The sequence below is a fragment of the Pseudomonas sp. UYIF39 genome (assembly GCF_029963765.1).
GTDB lineage: Bacteria > Pseudomonadota > Gammaproteobacteria > Pseudomonadales > Pseudomonadaceae > Aquipseudomonas.
In genome coordinates this window covers 138,399-156,531 of sequence record NZ_JALBYU010000007.1, presented here as the reverse complement: position 1 = coordinate 156,531, position 18,133 = coordinate 138,399, and the positions used below count along the sequence as shown (strand labels likewise).

The window sequence follows — 18,133 nt, the reverse complement described above, 5'->3', positions numbered from 1 at the left end:
TAAAAAACTGGCTGTTTGTTGAGCTGAAAATGGGTGAACTACCCTGGCAGGTCGGTATGTCGGAGCGTAGGAAACGCTCGATCAACATTTGACTGGGAAGTGGAAAAAGAAGGACCGTCAACGCTCTGGAAGTATCGGGCGTTGGATCTAGAGCAGCAGGCAGCGATCCAAATTGGATAAATGCGGTCTTCGACGGATTTTCAGCGAATGACTGTCGCGCAACTCAATAGGACTGCCTGCGAACCTGAGTGCTTCCCACTGACTCTTAACTGCTGAACAAGCTGATAAGACTCCAGGCTGCCCCTATCGCAAAAATGAAAAGAATGAGTACCAGCGTGAGGATTAGCGGCTCGACGCGCATGAAAGTGACTCCTCAGAAGGGCTAGCAATGCGCGCCTGATCTGCGGCGCAGGTGTTTTTCAAGGCAACGGTTGCCTGTATAGGGAGTGCCTCAGGAAAGTTGTTTTTCCAGTGGTAACAGCTTCAAACTCTCAATTAATGCGCTAGTGAACTCACAGCATTCTCTATGCCAAAAAATTTAACAGCCTATAATTCCCCGCCGTCGGGGCTGCCTGATTCTGTGGCCAGTTCTCCATCAAAAAAGTTGAAACAGGATGCGGGTAATACAGCCCATTTATGGGGGATCTCTCACAATGTGGGTACGGCAATACCACAGATGCTTGCGCCTTTCGCAACCTGCTGATAACGACCTGATGCGGACACTGAAAAAGGAACTGCAGTTGAACGAACACACATTGTCCCAGCGCCTGGAGCGCGTGGCGGCGCATGTGCCAGCAGGTGCTCGCCTGGCCGATATCGGCTCGGATCACGGCTACCTGCCGGTGGCGTTGATGCGCCGTGGTGCCATCGCGGCGGCGGTGGCCGGCGAGGTGGCTTTGACGCCGTTCCACTCGGCCGAACGCACCGTGCGCGAGAACGACCTGGACCAGCGGATAACCGTGCGCCTGGCCAATGGCCTGGCGGCGATCGAGCCGGGAGACGGGATCACGGCGATCAGCATCTGCGGCATGGGCGGCGAGACGATTCGCGACATTCTCGACAGCGGCAAGGCGCGGCTGAGCGGCCAGGAGCGCCTGATCCTGCAGCCCAACGGCGGCGAGCAGCCACTGCGCAAATGGCTGATGGAAAATGGCTACCGCATCCTCTGTGAGGAACTGCTGCGGGAAAATCGCTTCGACTACGAAATCATCGTCGCCGAGCGCGCCGGGCCGGTGATGTACACCGCCGAGGAGCTTTACTTCGGCCCGCTGCAGATGCAGGCACGCAGCCCTGCGTTCCTGATCAAGTGGCAGCGCATGCTGCGCGAGAAGCAGAAGACCCTGACTCACTTCGCCCGTGCGCGGCAGGCCGTGCCCGAGGAGAAGGTGCAAGACATCGCCCGGCAGGCCCGGTGGATCACCGAGCTGCTGGCTTGAGCCCGGTCCAGGGCTTGTACAAAAAGTCGCCGAGCGGCGATCAGTGCAAGCCGAAAACAGGCGAAGAACGGCCGGGGTCGCGCTCGACTTTACTGGTTGTAAATGAGCATTTCGATCGGACTAGCGACGATAGTAGCGGTGGTCGTCCTCGTAGCGGTACCGCATAGCCCGATCTTGCTGGCGCTCCCAATCACGATGGCGTTCAGCTTCTCGGCGGGCTTGCTCTCTACGCCAATTATCTCTACGCCAGTCGTCTCGGCGCCAATCGTCTCTCCGATCGTGCCAACGGTCGTCATGCCAGTCTCGGTCGTCATGGGCAAGCAACGGCCCTGGCTGCTTGCCGGCCATACTGGCCAAGGTCGGCCAAGGGTTGCCGGCGGCCTGGACAGGAGCCTGAACGGCTGTGACTTCAGTTGCGAAAACAGGGGTTGAGATCTTCATCTGTGTTGCTGATGCCGAGCCCACTGCCGCAAACGCGAACAGGCCGAAGAGCACCATCCGTAGGTCATGGAATTTCATGAGCGAAGACAACCTCTGATTGACAATTGGACGTGTGGCCATCTGGCTGCGGGAAGCCTGCGGGTTCGCGCTTGCCGAGCGGATGTGCCTATCCACATAGACAGATAAATAGGGAAAAGTTCTAGGGAGCCGCTGCTTAAATAGCCAACGGCCTCAGTGTTCGGCGCCCCCTTTGAGGTTTGCTATCTCGATGTCCCTTCTGGCCGATAGCTACCGGTTGCGAAGGGCAGCAATCGACTGATTCTGTTGAAAAAGTCGGTCATCCAAAGCTGCTTGATCATTGACCGGTGAAAACGCCTTTTTTACACGCTGCTACGTGAAATCTGCGTCTGGAAACCTCTGCTAAAAGTAAAGATTTCAATCTCGGACGCGTACTTTTCAACTGCGGAAACCATGGCCGACTTTTTCAATAGAATCGACTCAAAGCAGCCAGTGGATGGAGTGTTGGAAAATGAGAGCTAAGCTTTCTTCTAATGTCGGGCTTATTGAGCAGATCAGGTTTTCCGTCCATGGCGTATAACCGCCTTCAGCGGTCACCACTCCGTTACAACACCCTGTCTGATCAGAAGGCAAGCGCGAACAGGGAGTGCTATCCACCAGTCCCGCGGAGGCGCTATCACCCCACTGCGGTCTATTTAGAGTTAGCGCTTCACAACAGCCTCGGAGGGGAGCCAATGAAACGCTTCGTAATGCTCATCGCGATCTCTTTGCTTACCACTGCTTGTCAGAGCACAAATGATAACGGCATCACCCGGCTTGATAATTGTGTCTGCTATAAATCGTCCGAAGGACAACAATCGCAGCTATCGCAAGCGGCATGGAAAGACCCCGAAGCGTTGCAGAAACAATTCTCACATTGCATTTGCCGAGCCTTGGTTGACCTGAAAAAGGTCGATGATCCCAGCAAATTTTTCGTGCCCGGAACCGAGATAAGAACGGAACTGAAATAAAACAAGTGTTGTGGTCTAGCAGACTCAGCTTTTGACTTATTCAGTGCGTTTTCACACAACTTCGGTCGATTGCGGCCGTTCGTGACATCCCGGTTTTGGCCGATTTCTGTCTGCCGCGACCGGCTGAAAACGACTGATTCTGTTGAAAAAGTCGGTCATCCAAAGCTGGCTGACCATTGACCGGTGAAAACGCCTTTTTTACACGCTGCTTCGTGAAATCTGCTTCTGGAAACCTCTGCTAAAAGTAAAGATTTCAATCTCGGACGCGTACTTTTCAACTGCGGAAACCATGGCCGACTTTTTCAACAGAATCGACCCATAACAGACGTTCAGCAGCCTCGACAATCCCGTGGTCTGTCCTCTTCTAGCTTATTGCGAAAGTCGATTTCCGAGAGCGCTTTGATGCTGTCTAGGGTGTTCTGGTGTGCCGCAGGCTGGGGCATCCCCAGTAGCAGCAAGCTTTCTTGATGATGCACGTCCAGCCAGGTAGGCAAACACGGCCGCAACCATCAGCACTGCCGCGCTCAACTCGAAAGTCGCTCGATACCCACTAAGATCGAATGCCAATCCGCCAAAGGTCGCGCCTGAACCAATCGCCAGCTGAACAATTGCCACCATCAGTGCACCTCCCGCTTCCGTGTCATTTGGCAGGGTTTTTGCCAGCCATAACCACCAACCTACCGGTGCTGCAGTTGCAACCAGGCCCCAGAAGCCGAGCAAGACGGTTGCAGTTATCGCCGAGTTTCCAAACCAGACGAGCGCAAGAGCAATGACGGCCATCAGCATGGGAATGGCGATCAACGTCCGATATATGCCTTTCTTCAGGAAGCCTTCAATCAGGAAAGTACCCGCGAGGCCCGCCGCCCCTAAAACGAACAGCATTAGCGACAGCACGGAGGCGCCAACGTGGGTGACAGCTTCCAGAAACGGTCGCAAATAAGTGAACAGCATGAACTGGCCCATGAAAAACACACTGACCGCCAGCATGCCCAACGCCACCGGCGCGCTCTTCATCAGTCTGAACAGATTGCCGCTGGCGGCACGGCGCTCGGTCTTCATCTTGGGGAAGCTGAGCAGCAGCCATACGACGGCAATCGCGGCGACCGGCACAATACAAAAAAACGCGCCCCGCCAGCCGATCAGCGCACCGAGAAAACTGCCCAGGGGCGCCGCAATCACTGTGGCCAGAGCATTACCGCCATTGACGACTGCCAACGCGCGTGTCACTTGCTCATCCGATACCAGCCGCATGGCGGTAGCCGCCGAGAGTGACCAAAAGCCGCCAATGGCGACGCCGATAAGCGCGCGACCAACCATAAATACGGAGTAGTTCGGCGCGAAGGCCACCACCGTTGCGGAAACGATCATCAGCACCGTCAGGGACAGGAGCAGCTGTTTGCGCTCAACCCGTGCCGCTACCGCTGCGATGACAAGACAGGTCAGCAAAGCGAACAGCCCGGAGACGGAAATACTCTGGCCGGCCTGCCCTTCAGTGATGTGCAGGTCGGCTGCAATTGGCGTCAGCAGGCTGACGGGCATGAACTCCGATGCCACCAGCGCAAACGCGGCGAGCGACATGGCGAGAACTGCGCCCCAGGGTTGCTGGCGATTCTGCGGGGAGACAATTTGATCGGTCATGGATAGAAGAACCTGGGTTTCTTGATGCGCACTGCCGGTGGAATTGACAGGCGTGTGGTCTCTGTCATCCGCCGAACCCTTGATGAAAGGGTGACTCAAGGCGTGGTACAGATGCTGAAACGCGGCACCAGGATCAGTACCGCGAGAGAAACGGTGCCTATCTCAGGCACCCATCAATCACTTCAGATTTCTCTGGAAGAACGCGGTCAGTTTGGCGAACGGGATAAGGCTGACCCGATCGTACAGATCCACATGACCTGCTCCCGGAATGATCAGCAATTCCTTGGGCTCGGCTGCACGCTGGTAGGCGTCCTCACTGAATTCGCGAGAGTGTGCTGCAGCGCCGGTAATGAACAGCAAGGGGCGTGGCGAGATAGTCTCGATGTCGTTGAGCGGGTAGAAGTTCATGAACTTCACGTTGCTGGTCAGTGTCGGCATGGTGGTCGTTTGTGGCGTTGCGCCGGCAGGTGTGACCTCGCCTCGCGAGGTGCGATAGAAATCGTAGAACTCGTCACCGATTGGGTTGCCCGTCAGTTTCTGCGGCGTGCCGCCAGTGAGCTTGGTTGCACCGCCCTGGAATTCTACATCGCGCTGTTCGGCCGCCTCGCGGATGATCCGCTGTCGTTGCTGCGGGGTGACGGCATGCTGCAAACCGTTACGGTTGGCCGCACCCATGTCATACATGCTGACGGTCGCGATAGCTTTCATGCGTGGATCGATCTTGGCGGCACTGATGACAAAACTGCCGCTGCCGCAGACCCCAATGACGCCGATGCGCTCACGATCAACCAACGGCTGGGTGCCCATAAAATCCACGGCGGCACTGAAGTCTTCCGCGTAAATATCAGGGGATACGGCGTTACGCGAGGTGCCCGCGCTTTCGCCCCAGAAGGACAAGTCCAGCGACAGCGTGACGAAGCCTTGTTCAGCCATTTTGGTGGCATAAAGATTCGCGCTCTGCTCCTTCACCGCGCCCATCGGGTGACCCACGATGATGGCGGCATGCTTGGCTATTGCGTCGAGGCGCTTCGGGGTGAACAGGTTTGCTGCCACCTTCATCCCGTATTGGTTGTTGAAGGCGACCTTTTGCATGGTCACCTTGTCGCTCTGGTAGAAATTGTCCGCGCCGTTTGACATGTCGGCTCCCATTGATGAGAAAGAGGTGATGAGCAGCCCTAAGGCCAGCAGCATGCTTTTCATGTGATATTCCTTGCCGTTGAGTTATTGCCCGTCAGGGACACATTCTCCGGCGCTGCTCGTCTGTCCTGTAGTGCATTTCGCTGGATTACTTGCCTAATCCGATGCGCTTTCATTTTCTCGGTGGGAAGGACACGGGCTGGCGAGTTAGAGTTCGTTCACGAGGTATACGCACCCATGACCATCAAGAACGACATCCACGCGCAGAACACATCGCCCCAAGAGTCACTTGCGCAGATCATTGGCGCTCGGATCACCCAACCGGGTGATTACCCAACGCCTATCGCTGGTCTCGGTTTCTTTCGGCGTGAACACCCATCACCCCCAGTCGTCTGCATGGTCGAGCCAAGCATCATTCTCGTCGCCCGAGGCGAGAAGCGCCTGTGGGTCGGCGGTGCAGGATATCTGTATGACACATCGCGATTTCTGCTCACCTCGTTGGGCTTGCCCGCCAATTCTGAAGTGCTGGTGGCGAGCCCTGAGCAGCCTTGTTTGGGGCTGACGTTGAAGCTCGATCTGCGCATGTTGGCTGAGTTGATCGCCCAGGGCGGCCTGCCGCCAAGCCGTGATAAAGCCGCTGGGACAAGCGTGGGAATCAGTTCAGTGACCCCGGCATTGTTAGCCTCATTTGGGCGTCTGCTGGAACTGCTGGAAGAGCCCGAGGCGATCGCTGTACTCGCGCCATTGATCCAGCGAGAAATTCACTACCGACTGCTGCTGAGTGACCAGGCGGCCAGGCTGCGCCAGATCACAGCTGTGGATGGTCAGGGCTATCGGATTGCCAAGGCTATCGACTGGCTGAAACTGCACTACACCTCGCCGCTTCGCGTCGAGGAACTCGCCGCACAAGTGCAGATGAGCGCACCGACCTTTCACCACCATTTCCGCCAACTCACTGCGATGAGCCCATTGCAGTACCAGAAATGGCTGCGGTTGAACGAGGCAAAACGCTTGATGCTTAATGAACACCTGGACGTATCGAGTGCAGCGTTCAACGTCGGTTACGAAAGCCCCTCCCAGTTCAGTCGCGAGTACAGTCGACTGTTTGGCGCACCACCCAAGCGGGATATTGCGGTGTTGCGTGGGGCCGTCAGCTAGTTTCGATGAGGGCAGGAGCGGCACATGAAAAGCGGGATACATCATGAGTGACGACCTTGCCGACAGGCTGCTCCTGGCCGATCTCTGCTCATCGAGATAGTCAGAAATCGGCCAAAAGCGGTCGAAGCTGCATCGCATCGAGTACCGACTCATGCGCCCAGCACTAATCTACACTCCTGGCTAATGGTTCGATCAATGCTGCATCTGACATCGGCAACGCAAGTAGATGTCCAACCTCCGTCCCACTTCACTAGATAGAGGTCAGTTATGCCCAGCAACTCCATTCGAGCACTGCTCACCACTATCTTGGTCACGGCCTCCTGTTTATCAGGCGCTGCCGAGTCCGCAGCAGCGAAAAGTACAGGAGAGAACGATATGTCCCACCCTTCGGCATTGTCCTATGAAGTACTCGTTACTGACGGGGTAACTAGGGCGAGCGATAAACGCCTACCCAATGGTGATCGCATCGTTTCATCGCCGATCACCTCAACCCTGATCTTCGGGAAAACCGACGCTGTGCTGATCGATCCGCCAATGAGCCGTGAGCAAACGCAAAAGGTCAGCGACTGGGTTGCGCAATCCGGTAAGCACTTGAAATACATCTACGTGACCCACGGACATGGCGATCACTGGTTCGGCACTGAACAGATCCTCGAGCGGTTCCCAGGGGCCACTGTATATGCCACCGAAGGCACGATCCGACTCATGCATCAGCAGGCCACTGTCGGACGCGAAAAGGTATATGACAAGGACTTTCCCGGGCTCATTGGAAAGACCGATGTTAATGCTCAACCGATACCTGCTGAAGGCTTCACGCTTGAGGGCAATACCATCCAGGCCATAGATGTCGGTCATACAGATACTGACGACACCACGGTGCTGCACGTGCCATCCATGGGACTGGTGGTGGCCGGAGACGTTGCCTACAACGGTGTACACCAATATCTCCTCGAAGGTGGCAACGGGGGGCTCCAAGCTTGGGTCAAGGCGATCAACCAAGTAGAAGCTTTGAAACCGCGCATCGTTATTGCTGGGCACAAACAGAAAAGTCGTGCCGATGATCCAGTCATTCTGGAGCAGACCCGCCAATACCTGTTGGATGCCATAAAGCTACTCGCCGAGAAGCCGACCCCACGCGAGTTCTTCGACAAGATGATCGAACTCCACCCAGACCGCATCAATCCAGGACCGCTCTGGTACAGCGCTATCGGACTGCTCGGAGCGCCGACTGCATCTTCGGGCGATGCCCCCCAGCCCAAGAATTAAACCTTTAGCCGTTTAGCTGAGGATCACCCCCCATGTCTACTTTTTTGACCCGTATAGTACTTCTCGCAAGCCTGGTTACAGCCCCATATTTCGCGTCTGCGGCAGAAGAAAAAGTCACCTTCTCCGTTGAGGGAATGAACGTCGTCGGCACTCTGAACCTGCCCGACGGCGTTAAAAAGCCCCCAGTAATCCTGTTACTTCACAGTTTCGGGGGCAGTAGGGATGAGCTCATCATTCCGGCCGTCAATGAAGGTATTTTTGCCCGTGCCGCACGTCTTTGGGCCAAACAAGGCATTGCCAGTCTCCGTATCGATTACCGCTTTGATGGTGACAGCGATGGTGCCAAGACCGACGGCACACTCGATACGGATGTTGTGGATGGGCTGGCTGCTCTCGACTATCTAGCCAAATCCAAGCGCGTCGATGCCAGCCGCATGGCGCTTGTTGGATGGAGCATGGGCGGAGCAGTGGGTGCTGCTGTAGCAGGACGGACCCCGCATAAACTCGACGCGGTCGCACTCTGGAACCCCGCAACCAATATGGGAGCCGCGTTCCCGCTGCTGTGGGGCGCCGAGAAGATCAAGGAAGCGTTGCACAGCGGTGACACCCCCGTCGCACTGGCATTACCTGCTGGTGGCGAGGTCAAGCTTAAATCCGCGTTCTTCGTCAGCTTGATGACCCTCGATGCCGCCGCCGAGATCACCCGTTACAAGGGTCCACTGCTCGTCGCGGTCGGCACTAACGACGACATCGTTTCTCCGCAGCCAGCCCTCGGGAAAAGCTTTATCAGCTATCACCCTGGAAAACATGAGTTGCTTGTCCGGCCCATGGATCACTTCTTCAACATGAAAAAAGACGAGAAGCAGATCGACGAACTGATCTCGACGACAGCTACCTTCGTCAAGAAGCACATTCACTGATCCCGGTATCCCCGACTCTTTCAAGTTGCTTGAAACGAGTCCCTTGCCGTTGACTAACGACTGGCAAAGGGCTTAGTCGCTAAAGCCGCATGACGTGACCGTGTTCGGCGAATGCGTGAGCGTCAACACGAAGACCACGCAACGGCACCTGGACTCAGACGTTGACCAGAAAAGAACCGTTCCATGTCTCAGTCGAATCAACAAAAACGGCCGTTTTCTGCCCTTCATGACTGACTGCTTTGGGTCGAATAGCGACCACCACTCATTGTGACTGATCCACCCTTGTCCTCCCTGAACGTGGAGGACAAGCCATGAACACTATTGCTACATACAGCCATCAGCCTTGGAACAAGGGAAAAATTGTCGGGCAGAAAGCCCCGCTCCGAGTCAGAGATATCTGGGCAATCCGAGTAAGACTCCAGCTTGCTGAGAAGACACGAGATTTGGCGCTTTTCAACTTGGCCATCGACAGCAAGCTACGTGCTTGTGACTTAACCAAGTTGCGAGTACGAGACATAGCCCATGGTGAGCGCGTGTCGTCACGGGCCATCGTGATGCAGCAGAAAACTCAACACCCAGTGCAATTTGAAATTACTGAGCAAACCCGAACTTTTGTGGAGGCTTGGATGCATCAGGCCCACCTCCGCAGTGAGGACTTCTTGTTTTCGACCCGGTTGCACGACTCAGAACATCTCTCCACCAGACAGTACGCTCGGATAGTCAAAGCGTGGGTAACAGCCATTGGCCTTGACGCAACGATGTACGGTACTCATACGCTACGGAGAACCAAAGCATCGCTGATTTATCGGAGGACGAAGAACCTGAGAGCTGTTCAACTACTGCTTGGTCATACGAAGCTTGAAAGCACCGTCAGATACCTGGGAATCGAGGTCGATGATGCCTTGGAAATGGCGGAACAGACGGAAGTTTAACCACCCGTTGCGACGGTCGATGCTAGACCGTCGCGATCCGACCCGTTGCAGCCATTCGGGACGTGTTCCTTTGGAAGAATGCCAGAACAGTCCATAAATGTTGGCGTAAAACCAGCCGAAACACTCTGGTGCGACTGTCGCTCGGGCCGTTAGCCAAGACTGCTTGGATCCGTGAGTCAGAGGGGGTCGCGCATTTTTGGGGGCCTAGGGCAGCGAGCAGCAGGACGGAATCACTCAAGCAATTCCGCTATGGCGGCGTTTCATGCACTAACCCCCGCCAGCCTAACTCCCTGTGAGCTGTTTGCTTGCTTGTATAGTTCGCGGGTCAGGAATAGATTCGATCCTTCAAGGACCTATCAAGCTACAAGTTAAAGGGAAATTGCCGTGATTTACTCAAAATCGCTCGGTTACAACCTCACCCCTTGATCTCAACGACGTCTATGTTTGCTTTTGGCTGATAGTCAGTTACTAAGACGTTGCTAAGTTGCGTGTCAATCCAGTGAGGATTATCAAATGCGTGTGATGATTCTGGATGATGATCCCTGGATATCAGATCTCTTAAAACAGCTCGTGTTGAGCATCCGTCCGGTTGCTCAGGTCGATTGCTTTATCGATGTCGCTAGCGCTTTAGAGGCTTGGCAGCCAAGCACCTATCAGTTGGTGATGGCCGACTGGAATCTACCGGATGCCCCCGGCGTCAAACTGCTGCAGAAAATTCGCGAAAAAGATCAAAGCACGCCGCTGATCATGATCACTGGGCGCGCTGATCGAGACAGTGTGCTGGCGGTAAAATCGCTGAGGATCAGTGCCTTTTTCACCAAGCCATTCCAGGTTTCGCGCGTCGTACAATGCCTGGACGCGCTCCTTCCGCTTGATGAGCCCTCCCGAGCGATCGCTGTCAACACTGAAGACCTGATCAGCTATCTCAGTGGTTTGTCTGCGGGTGAGTTGGACTTACCTTTACTGGCCTCGGTAAAAGACAAACTTCAGCTCGGCTATGGCGGGGCGTCAATGGATTTACGAGAACTCGCCAATGATTGGCAGTATGACCCGGCGCTATGCGCCCACTTGATCGCCGCCGCCAACGGTGCAGCGTATCTCGGGCTCGGCCAGCCATGCACGAATTTGAACGGTGCTCTGACACGGTTAGGAGGGCTTACCAGCGTTAATCTGGCGATTAGCCAGGCACTGCGACAGACCAATACTCAACCTGACGGCATGCTGATGACTTTCATCCAGGCTCATCTGGATGATGCCGAGCGTTTAGCTGAAAGGGTTGTGCTCCTAGCTCAACAATGTGGCCTGGATCCCGCTCCGCTGCAAGGTGCCGCCCTGTTGCACCGCTTGGGCGAACTCTGTGTTCTGTACCAAACTTAGAAATGGGAGAACCAGGGCAATAGCGTGACCGAAGAAACGCTCACCCACGCTGTCCGTGATTTTTCAGCGCCTTTTGCCATTCGCTTGAAAGCGCGCTGGGGGCTGCCTATGGTTCTACGCGAGTTGATAGGCGCAATTTATGCGTTGCCCCACATGCAAGTTCGCCGCGAACAAGTGGTGATGCGCCTTGCTGCCGCTATGAACAACGGCGAACCCGAAGCAGACATAGACAGACTTCAACGATTAGCCGGGCTGACCTGAGCGTATTCGTGACTTGCAGGTTGGACATCTTGCGGCCCCCCAACAGGGTTTGAACTTTAATCTTGAAGGCTGAAGGCCTTCTGCGATGGGACAATGCGGGTGAGAAAACATAAGTTTTTTGCATGGAACTGGGGAGTAGCAATCACTCTTGCCGTGGGGTTAGGGGCAAGCATTCTGGGTGTCTGGATCCTTGAGCGCATCAACGAACAGCAGGCTCAAGAAGCGATTACAGCGGCGACCGAAGACGCCGCAGAGTTGGTTTTAATGCGTCTCAATCTTTACCAATACGGTCTGCGAGGCGCTCGTGGAGCGGTGCTGACAGCAGGCGAACATGACATTAGCCGTGAAGTGTTTCGGCGATATCACAGAACCCGTGACCTCGCTTTCGAGTTCCCCGGCGCCAGTGCCTTTGGTTTTATCAGGCGTGTACCAGAGCGCGATGAATACGAGTTTCTCAAGCAGGCTCAAGCTGACGGCGCAGCGGATTTCTCCATTCATCAATTCTCAGCGCATTCAGGCGAGCGCTACGTTATTCAGTATGTCGAACCGGCTAAAGATAACCAGGCTGCCATTGGCTTGGACATAGCGTCGGAAACATCGCGGCGAGAGGCTGCCCAATCCTCGATACAAAGCGGTGCGGCACGGATTACTGGGCCCATCACGCTAATACAGTCCATAGGAAAACCGCAGCAGTCTTTCCTGGTGTTGATGCCCATCTTTCGCGGCGGAGTGACTCCGGTGACTGCTGCTGAACGCGAGGCCGCAGCTTTTGGCTGGAGCTATGTCGTGTTGCGGACAGAGGAGGTACTCAGAGGCCTGCGCATAGAAAATGAGACGGTACATTTACGATTAAGGGATATCACCGTCCCAGGACAAGAGAAGCTGTTTTATGAAAGCACCGACGACTCGGCTCGCCGTGAAACGCTGATGACCCATCAGATGGAGCGCGAGGTATACGGGAGGCGGTGGCAAATCGAACTCGGCGCAAATTCGCTGTTCATCCAGCGCCTACATCAGGTCTCACCAAAAGTTGTCCTGTTTTTCGGTGGTTTTCTCACGCTTCTTCTGGCGACCTTGGTGAGTGTCGTGAGTGTCAGCCGTCAACGTCGGCGGGAGATATTTGCCGAGCAGGCAAGGCTGGCTTCCATCGTTGAAAGCTCGGCAGATGGCATTATCGGAAAAACACTCGATGGCATCATCACCAACTGGAACAAAGGAGCCGAGCACCTTTTTGGTTATACCTCCGAGGAGGCCGTGGGCCAGACACTGGCCAATTTGATTGTTCCGCTGGAGCTTGTCACAGAGGAAGCTCATATCCTTGCGCGCATCAGGGCGGGTGAGCGTATCGGCAGCTTTGATACGCAACGCCATCACAAAGACAGACGACTGATCGATGTCTCCGTCAGCATCTCACCCATTTATGGTGAGGGTGGTCGCGTCATTGGGGCGTCCAAGACGTTAAGGGATATCTCGGCGAAAAAAGTGGCGGAGGCCAGAATTCTTGAACTCAACACCAACCTCGAAGAGCAGGTTGCGCAACGAACATCCGAGTTGCTGCATCTCAATCTGTTGTTGGACACGGTGCTGCGCTCGGCCACTGAGGTTTCGATCACTGCGACGGATCTCGATGGCGTTATCCGTGTGTTCAACAAAGGCGCCGAGTATTTGTTGGGTTATGACGCCGATGAGTTAGTAGGTAAAGACACCCCGGCGCTCTTCCATGTCCCAGAGGAAGTCGCTGCACGTGGCGTTGAGCTGAGCGAGGAGTACGCTCAGACTATCGACGGTTTCCGTGTGTTTACCCATAAACCTGAGCTTGAAGGTGCAGAAACCCGAGAGTGGACTTACACACGCAAGGATGGCTCGCGGTTTCCTGTCACGCTAGTGGTCACCTCCATGCGCGATGCCGATGGGGTATTGAACGGTTACCTGGGTATTGCGGTAGATATCACCGAACGTAAAGCGGCAGAAAAGGAACTGGCTGCGAGCCTGAAGACGACACTGGAACAACGTAGCGAACTGATGGTGGTGCACGATCAACTGCTGATGGCTGCTGAAGTAGCCGAATTGGGCGTCTGGTCTTGGACGTTGGCGGACAATAACTTGCAGTGGAATGACCGTATGTTCGAGTTCTACGGGCAGCCACTGACGTTGCGCAATACCGGTCTGAGCTATATGCACTGGTACTCACGTGTTCACCCTGAGGATGTCGTGGCAGCGGCTGCAAAGCTGAATGCCGCCGTCGAGGGGACTGATGTGTATGACACAATTTTTCGTGTCGTTCGCCCGGACGGTCAGATCCGCTTTATACAGGCCGGCGCGCAGATTGAACGCAGCCCGAACGGTGCGGCATTGCGTGTGACCGGGATCAATCGGGACATCACTGTCCAACGCGAGCTAGAGTCACATCTGCTTTACGCCAAGGAACAGGCCGATGCAGGGAGTGCGGCCAAGTCTGCCTTCCTGGCCAACATGAGTCATGAAATACGCACACCGATGAACGCGGTGTTGGGTATGTTGCAGTTGGTGCAGAACACTGACCTGAATGGTCGCCAACTCGATTATGTGACCAAAGCGCAGACCGCTGCGAAATCACTGCTGGGTTTGCTCAATGACATACTCGATTACTCCAAGATTGAAGCCGGCAAGTTGCAACTCGATGTGCACCCGTTCGAGCTTGAACCGCTCATGCGTGACCTCGCCGTAGTGCTGGCAGGTAACCAGGGCGAGAAGGAGGTTGAGGTCATGTTCGACCTGGACTGCAATTTACCCAACGACCTGATCGGCGATAGCCTGCGACTGCAACAGGTACTGATCAACCTGGCGGGTAATGCCCTCAAGTTCACTCTGGAAGGCCAGGTCGTGGTCAGCGTTGAACAACTGAAGCGCACGGAAAATGCTGTGAGCTTGCGCATCGCCGTTTCTGATACCGGCATCGGTATTAGCCCGGAACAACTTCAGCGCATTTTTGAAGGCTTCACTCAGGCCGAGGCTTCAACTTCCCGGCGCTTTGGTGGCACAGGTCTGGGCCTGGTGATCTGCAAGCGGTTGGTCACCTTGATGGGTGGTGAACTTCAAGTGGAGAGTCAGCAAGGTGTCGGGAGTCGTTTCTGGTTCGATATAACTCTGGATGTAGCGCCGACGTCACTGCTGAGATCCGCATGTACTGGAGTCGATGTGTCCTTACGGATTCTGGTCGTTGACGACAACGCCACGGCGGGTGAATTGCTGTTGCGAACCGTTCATGCATTGGGATGGAAGGCTGACCGCGTGAGTGGTGGCACGCAAGCGGTGGAATGGGTAAAGAAAGCCCAAGCGCTAGGTGAGGCCTACGACGTGGTGCTGATGGACTGGCGGATGTCCGATATGGATGGGCTGAGCGCTGCGCAATTGATTCATCAGCAGGGTAACGGTGTGCCACCTCCGATGGTCATTATGATCACTGCTTACGGCCGCGAGGTATTGGCCGACGTCCACCAGGCGGGAGACGCTCCCTTCGTGGGGTTCCTCACCAAACCTGTCACTCCCAAGCAGCTAGCCGACGCTGTTCAGCGAGCGTTCAATGGCAAAGGCCTTCTGCATTCCCCCATTCCCCGCTCAACGGTTGAGAGACCACTGCGTCTGGCCGGGCTACGGCTATTGGTGGTGGAAGACAACATGCTCAATCGACAGGTAGCCGATGAGTTACTGACAAGGGAAGGCGCGCAGGTGACGCTGGCTGAAGGCGGGCTGGAAGGTGTGAGCAAGGTGATGAATGAGCGTGTGTCCTTCGACGTCGTATTAATGGATATCCAGATGCCAGATATTGATGGCTTGGAGGCGACTCGTCGCATTAGATCGAACCCACGCTTCGCAACACTGCCGATTGTGGCGATGACCGCAAATGCCTCCAGTACCGACCGTGAAGCCTCTCTTGCTGCGGGGATGAATGATCATGTCGGCAAACCTATAGACCTAGAACAACTCGTCGTAACGCTGCTCTTTCAATCAGGCCGTGAAGATAGCCAGGCATCTTTAACCTTGGGGCAAGTCAATACAGGAGAAGGCGTTATCGAGTCTCGTTCATCAACTATTGACCGCTTTGGTGGTGACCTCGATTTGATCCGCAAGGTGCTACGTACCTTTGGTCCAGAGATGGAAAAACAGCTTGTCCAGTTGCGCGATCAGATCCAGCGGCAAGATGCATCGGGGGCCGCGTTTGTACTCCATACCATTAAAGGTAGCAGCGGTACTATGGGCGCCAAGGCATTGTCGCTGCTGGCAGGCGACCTGGAGCACAAACTGAAATCTGCCGATTCAGAGTCTGTAGCGAGTCTTTTGGCCGACCCAATATGGTTTGACGGGTTGAGCAGGTTACTGCAACAAAGCCTTGAGCAAATGAATGCCGATTTTGGCCAGAGACTGCGTGTAAAAAGCAGTGCTGACGAGGACTCCATAGCGCCGGCGCAATGGAGAGAGTCCCTAGAGGAAATTTTGCTATTGCTGGAAGCGGGTAACCTTCAAGCCATAGAATTGGCAGACGCATTGGCGTCAAAAATGCCGCAATCCCTGCGCCCACAGTTCGACGAACTTGTTGTCAGGGTGCAGTCGCTAGACTTTTCCGCTGCGATGCCGATTGGTCGTGACCTGTTGAGATCTGCCTGATGGAACAATCGATGGAAACCTGGTTACCACATTCCTTTAACCGTCCAAAACTCCTTATTGTCGACGACCAACCGACTAACATCCGGGTACTTCACGAGCTATTTCGTCAGGACTGCGATGTGTTCATGGCCACCAGCGGTGAGCAGGCAATCAGCGTTTGCCAGACACAACTACCCGATTTGATTTTGCTGGACGTGGTCATGGAAGGCATGGATGGGCATGAAGTATGCCGTCGACTCAAGGCTGACCCTGCAACCCAGGGCATCCCCATCATCTTCATTACCGCACAGCAGCAGGAGTCAGATGAGGTGCTAGGTCTGGAGCTTGGCGCGGTGGACTTCATCACCAAACCCATAAATACCACCATTGTCAGAGCACGGGTACGAACACATCTAACCCTGAAACTACAGAGCGATCTGCTGCGTTCCATGGCATTGATGGATGGTCTTACTGGAGTGGCCAATCGACGTAAATTTAATGAGGACATATTGGCGGCTTGGCGTCTGTGCTTTCGAGAGCAAAAGCCGCTATCGCTCATTTTGGTGGATGTCGACTATTTCAAACGCTACAACGACCGGTACGGACACCAGGCTGGAGATGACTGCTTGAAATCCGTTGCCCAAACGTTATCTGAAACGGTTAGACGGCCCTACGACCTAGTCGCTCGGTATGGTGGCGAAGAGTTCGCCTGCGTTCTGCCCAATACAGTTCTTTCTGGTGCGGTCGAGATTGCAGAAAGAATGCAAGAGCGTGTTCGGACATTGGGCATCGAACATTCTGCTTCTGATGTAGATCGTGTGGTGACAATTTCTCTAGGCGTCGCAACATTGACACCCACTAGAGATCTTGAGTTTCAGGCTTTGATAGAAGCTGCGGACAAGCAACTCTACGAAGCGAAGAACGCAGGCAGGGCGCGGGTGTGTTCATCTGCAATGTCGTCCTGTTAAGAGTTTTTCCTGTCGCTGATTACATTTTGGTTGGAGCTTACTACCGGCAGCAACGGGCCAAAGGGGAGCGTCTAAGCAACCCGAAACAATGGTTAATCTCTATTACCTTACTTTGCACAAGCCGGCGATCAGGGCTAATGCATCTGAACAGTTTGCTGCTTGGCTTTGGGCCGCTTCACCCCCTGAGGAAGTCAGTCAACCTAAATCGAGGTTCTTGAGGAGCTTTGAACCACGCTTCCTCAAGGCATTCAAATAGGTGCTTTCAAGCTTCGTATGACCAAGTAGGAGCTGGACAGTCGGCGCTGATGAGATTTTGACCCAAGCTGCTGGAGTTCATTTACCCACCCGAATACTCAGCAAACGATGGCCTTGCTCGGGATTTCAGAAGCTGCTTATGGGTCATCCAAAATTAGCCACCGGGGTCAAATTCGTATCAGCGCCAACAGCTCGTGCCACCATAGATGGAGCGGTGATGAGGCGAACGTCCGTTTCCGGAAAATAAAATGCAAACGATTTATGAAGACGGTCTCCGAACTTATCGAAGCCCGAGGACCGATAGAACAACCAGGACGATCACAACTGCCCCGACGATATAGACGATACTGTTCATGGGATCTATCTCTCAAGCTGAACGGGATTACGTCACCAAGATATGCCAACTGCGCTCGCAATTCTGTTCGGCAGCACACATAGCTCTGCTCTTATCGTCGGCTACTTCATTTAAATACAGAGGTCTGAGCAGGTTTAGGATTTCCCAGGGTCTTGGCCCGCCATGTCGTCACCTTTCCTGGCTGCGTGGAGCAGACCCTTCACTGCTGTTTTGAATGGCGCCTTGACGTGTTCTTCGGCGAAGCTTTCTTTGGCGCTTTCACAATCCATTACAGTTGGGAATGGGCGTGCGTTGGGGCTGCGGCGTGGCCGGCGATGAGAAATTCGGTCCAGGGTTTC

The 18,133-nt window shown here is 54.8% G+C and carries 12 protein-coding genes; 10 read left to right on the top strand and 2 right to left on the bottom strand.

Annotated elements, in window-relative coordinates:
• Positions 1–740 precede the first annotated feature (740 nt).
• Both MO767_RS11965 and MO767_RS11955 read left to right on the top strand, forming a co-directional pair.
• Positions 741–1,436, top strand: coding sequence for a tRNA (adenine(22)-N(1))-methyltransferase TrmK (locus MO767_RS11965; protein WP_282480661.1), 696 nt, complete (start codon positions 741–743; stop codon positions 1,434–1,436).
• 1,193 nt (positions 1,437–2,629) lie between these two features.
• Entirely contained in the window at positions 2,630–2,905 is a 276-nt protein-coding gene (locus MO767_RS11955) for a hypothetical protein (RefSeq protein ID WP_282480659.1), read from the top strand.
• A gap of 369 nt (positions 2,906–3,274) precedes the next feature.
• On the opposite strand, the gene MO767_RS11950 is transcribed toward MO767_RS11955, so the two are convergent.
• On the bottom strand, positions 3,275–4,543 hold the full coding sequence (locus MO767_RS11950) for an MFS transporter (protein ID WP_282480658.1): 1,269 nt from the start codon (positions 4,541–4,543) through the stop codon (positions 3,275–3,277).
• Positions 4,544–4,720: 177 nt separating this feature from the next.
• Positions 4,721–5,743: an alpha/beta hydrolase gene (locus MO767_RS11945; RefSeq protein ID WP_282480657.1), complete on the bottom strand. Its 1,023-nt coding sequence runs from the start codon at positions 5,741–5,743 to the stop codon at positions 4,721–4,723.
• Between the two features lie 174 nt (positions 5,744–5,917).
• Between MO767_RS11945 and MO767_RS11940 the strand changes: the two genes are divergently transcribed.
• From MO767_RS11940 to MO767_RS11905, 8 genes are all read left to right on the top strand, one after another.
• Positions 5,918–6,838, top strand: a complete 921-nt coding sequence (locus MO767_RS11940) for an AraC family transcriptional regulator (RefSeq protein ID WP_282480656.1) — start codon at positions 5,918–5,920, stop codon at positions 6,836–6,838.
• Between the two features lie 375 nt (positions 6,839–7,213).
• Complete coding sequence (locus MO767_RS11935; protein ID WP_282480655.1) at positions 7,214–8,104, top strand: MBL fold metallo-hydrolase; 891 nt, start codon at positions 7,214–7,216, stop codon at positions 8,102–8,104.
• 32 nt (positions 8,105–8,136) lie between these two features.
• Positions 8,137–9,024 carry an alpha/beta fold hydrolase gene (locus tag MO767_RS11930; protein WP_282480654.1) on the top strand — a complete coding sequence of 296 codons (888 nt, stop codon included), beginning with the start codon at positions 8,137–8,139 and terminating at the stop codon, positions 9,022–9,024.
• Between the two features lie 311 nt (positions 9,025–9,335).
• Positions 9,336–9,956, top strand: coding sequence for a tyrosine-type recombinase/integrase (locus MO767_RS11925; protein WP_282480653.1), 621 nt, complete (start codon positions 9,336–9,338; stop codon positions 9,954–9,956).
• 513 nt (positions 9,957–10,469) lie between these two features.
• On the top strand, positions 10,470–11,333 hold the full coding sequence (locus MO767_RS11920) for a response regulator (protein WP_282480652.1): 864 nt from the start codon (positions 10,470–10,472) through the stop codon (positions 11,331–11,333).
• 24 nt (positions 11,334–11,357) lie between these two features.
• On the top strand, positions 11,358–11,594 hold the full coding sequence (locus MO767_RS11915) for a hypothetical protein (protein WP_282480651.1): 237 nt from the start codon (positions 11,358–11,360) through the stop codon (positions 11,592–11,594).
• Between the two features lie 93 nt (positions 11,595–11,687).
• Positions 11,688–16,238, top strand: coding sequence for a CHASE domain-containing protein (locus MO767_RS11910; protein WP_282480650.1), 4,551 nt, complete (start codon positions 11,688–11,690; stop codon positions 16,236–16,238).
• Between the two features lie 11 nt (positions 16,239–16,249).
• Complete coding sequence (locus tag MO767_RS11905) at positions 16,250–17,185, top strand: diguanylate cyclase (RefSeq protein ID WP_349016918.1); 936 nt, start codon at positions 16,250–16,252, stop codon at positions 17,183–17,185.
• Positions 17,186–18,133 lie beyond the last annotated feature (948 nt).

Bases quoted from the DNA above. Each gene is read 5' to 3' on its own strand.
- MO767_RS11955 (WP_282480659.1), top strand. From the start codon at position 2,630: ATGAAACGCTTCGTAATGCTCATCGCGATCTCTTTGCTTACCACTGCT.
- MO767_RS11950 (WP_282480658.1), bottom strand. From the start codon at position 4,543: ATGACCGATCAAATTGTCTCCCCGCAGAATCGCCAGCAACCCTGGGGC.
- MO767_RS11945 (WP_282480657.1), bottom strand. From the start codon at position 5,743: ATGAAAAGCATGCTGCTGGCCTTAGGGCTGCTCATCACCTCTTTCTCA.
- MO767_RS11940 (WP_282480656.1), top strand. From the start codon at position 5,918: ATGACCATCAAGAACGACATCCACGCGCAGAACACATCGCCCCAAGAG.
- MO767_RS11935 (WP_282480655.1), top strand. From the start codon at position 7,214: ATGTCCCACCCTTCGGCATTGTCCTATGAAGTACTCGTTACTGACGGG.
- MO767_RS11930 (WP_282480654.1), top strand. From the start codon at position 8,137: ATGTCTACTTTTTTGACCCGTATAGTACTTCTCGCAAGCCTGGTTACA.
- MO767_RS11925 (WP_282480653.1), top strand. From the start codon at position 9,336: ATGAACACTATTGCTACATACAGCCATCAGCCTTGGAACAAGGGAAAA.
- MO767_RS11920 (WP_282480652.1), top strand. From the start codon at position 10,470: ATGCGTGTGATGATTCTGGATGATGATCCCTGGATATCAGATCTCTTA.
- MO767_RS11910 (WP_282480650.1), top strand. From the start codon at position 11,688: ATGCGGGTGAGAAAACATAAGTTTTTTGCATGGAACTGGGGAGTAGCA.
- MO767_RS11905 (WP_349016918.1), top strand. From the start codon at position 16,250: ATGGAAACCTGGTTACCACATTCCTTTAACCGTCCAAAACTCCTTATT.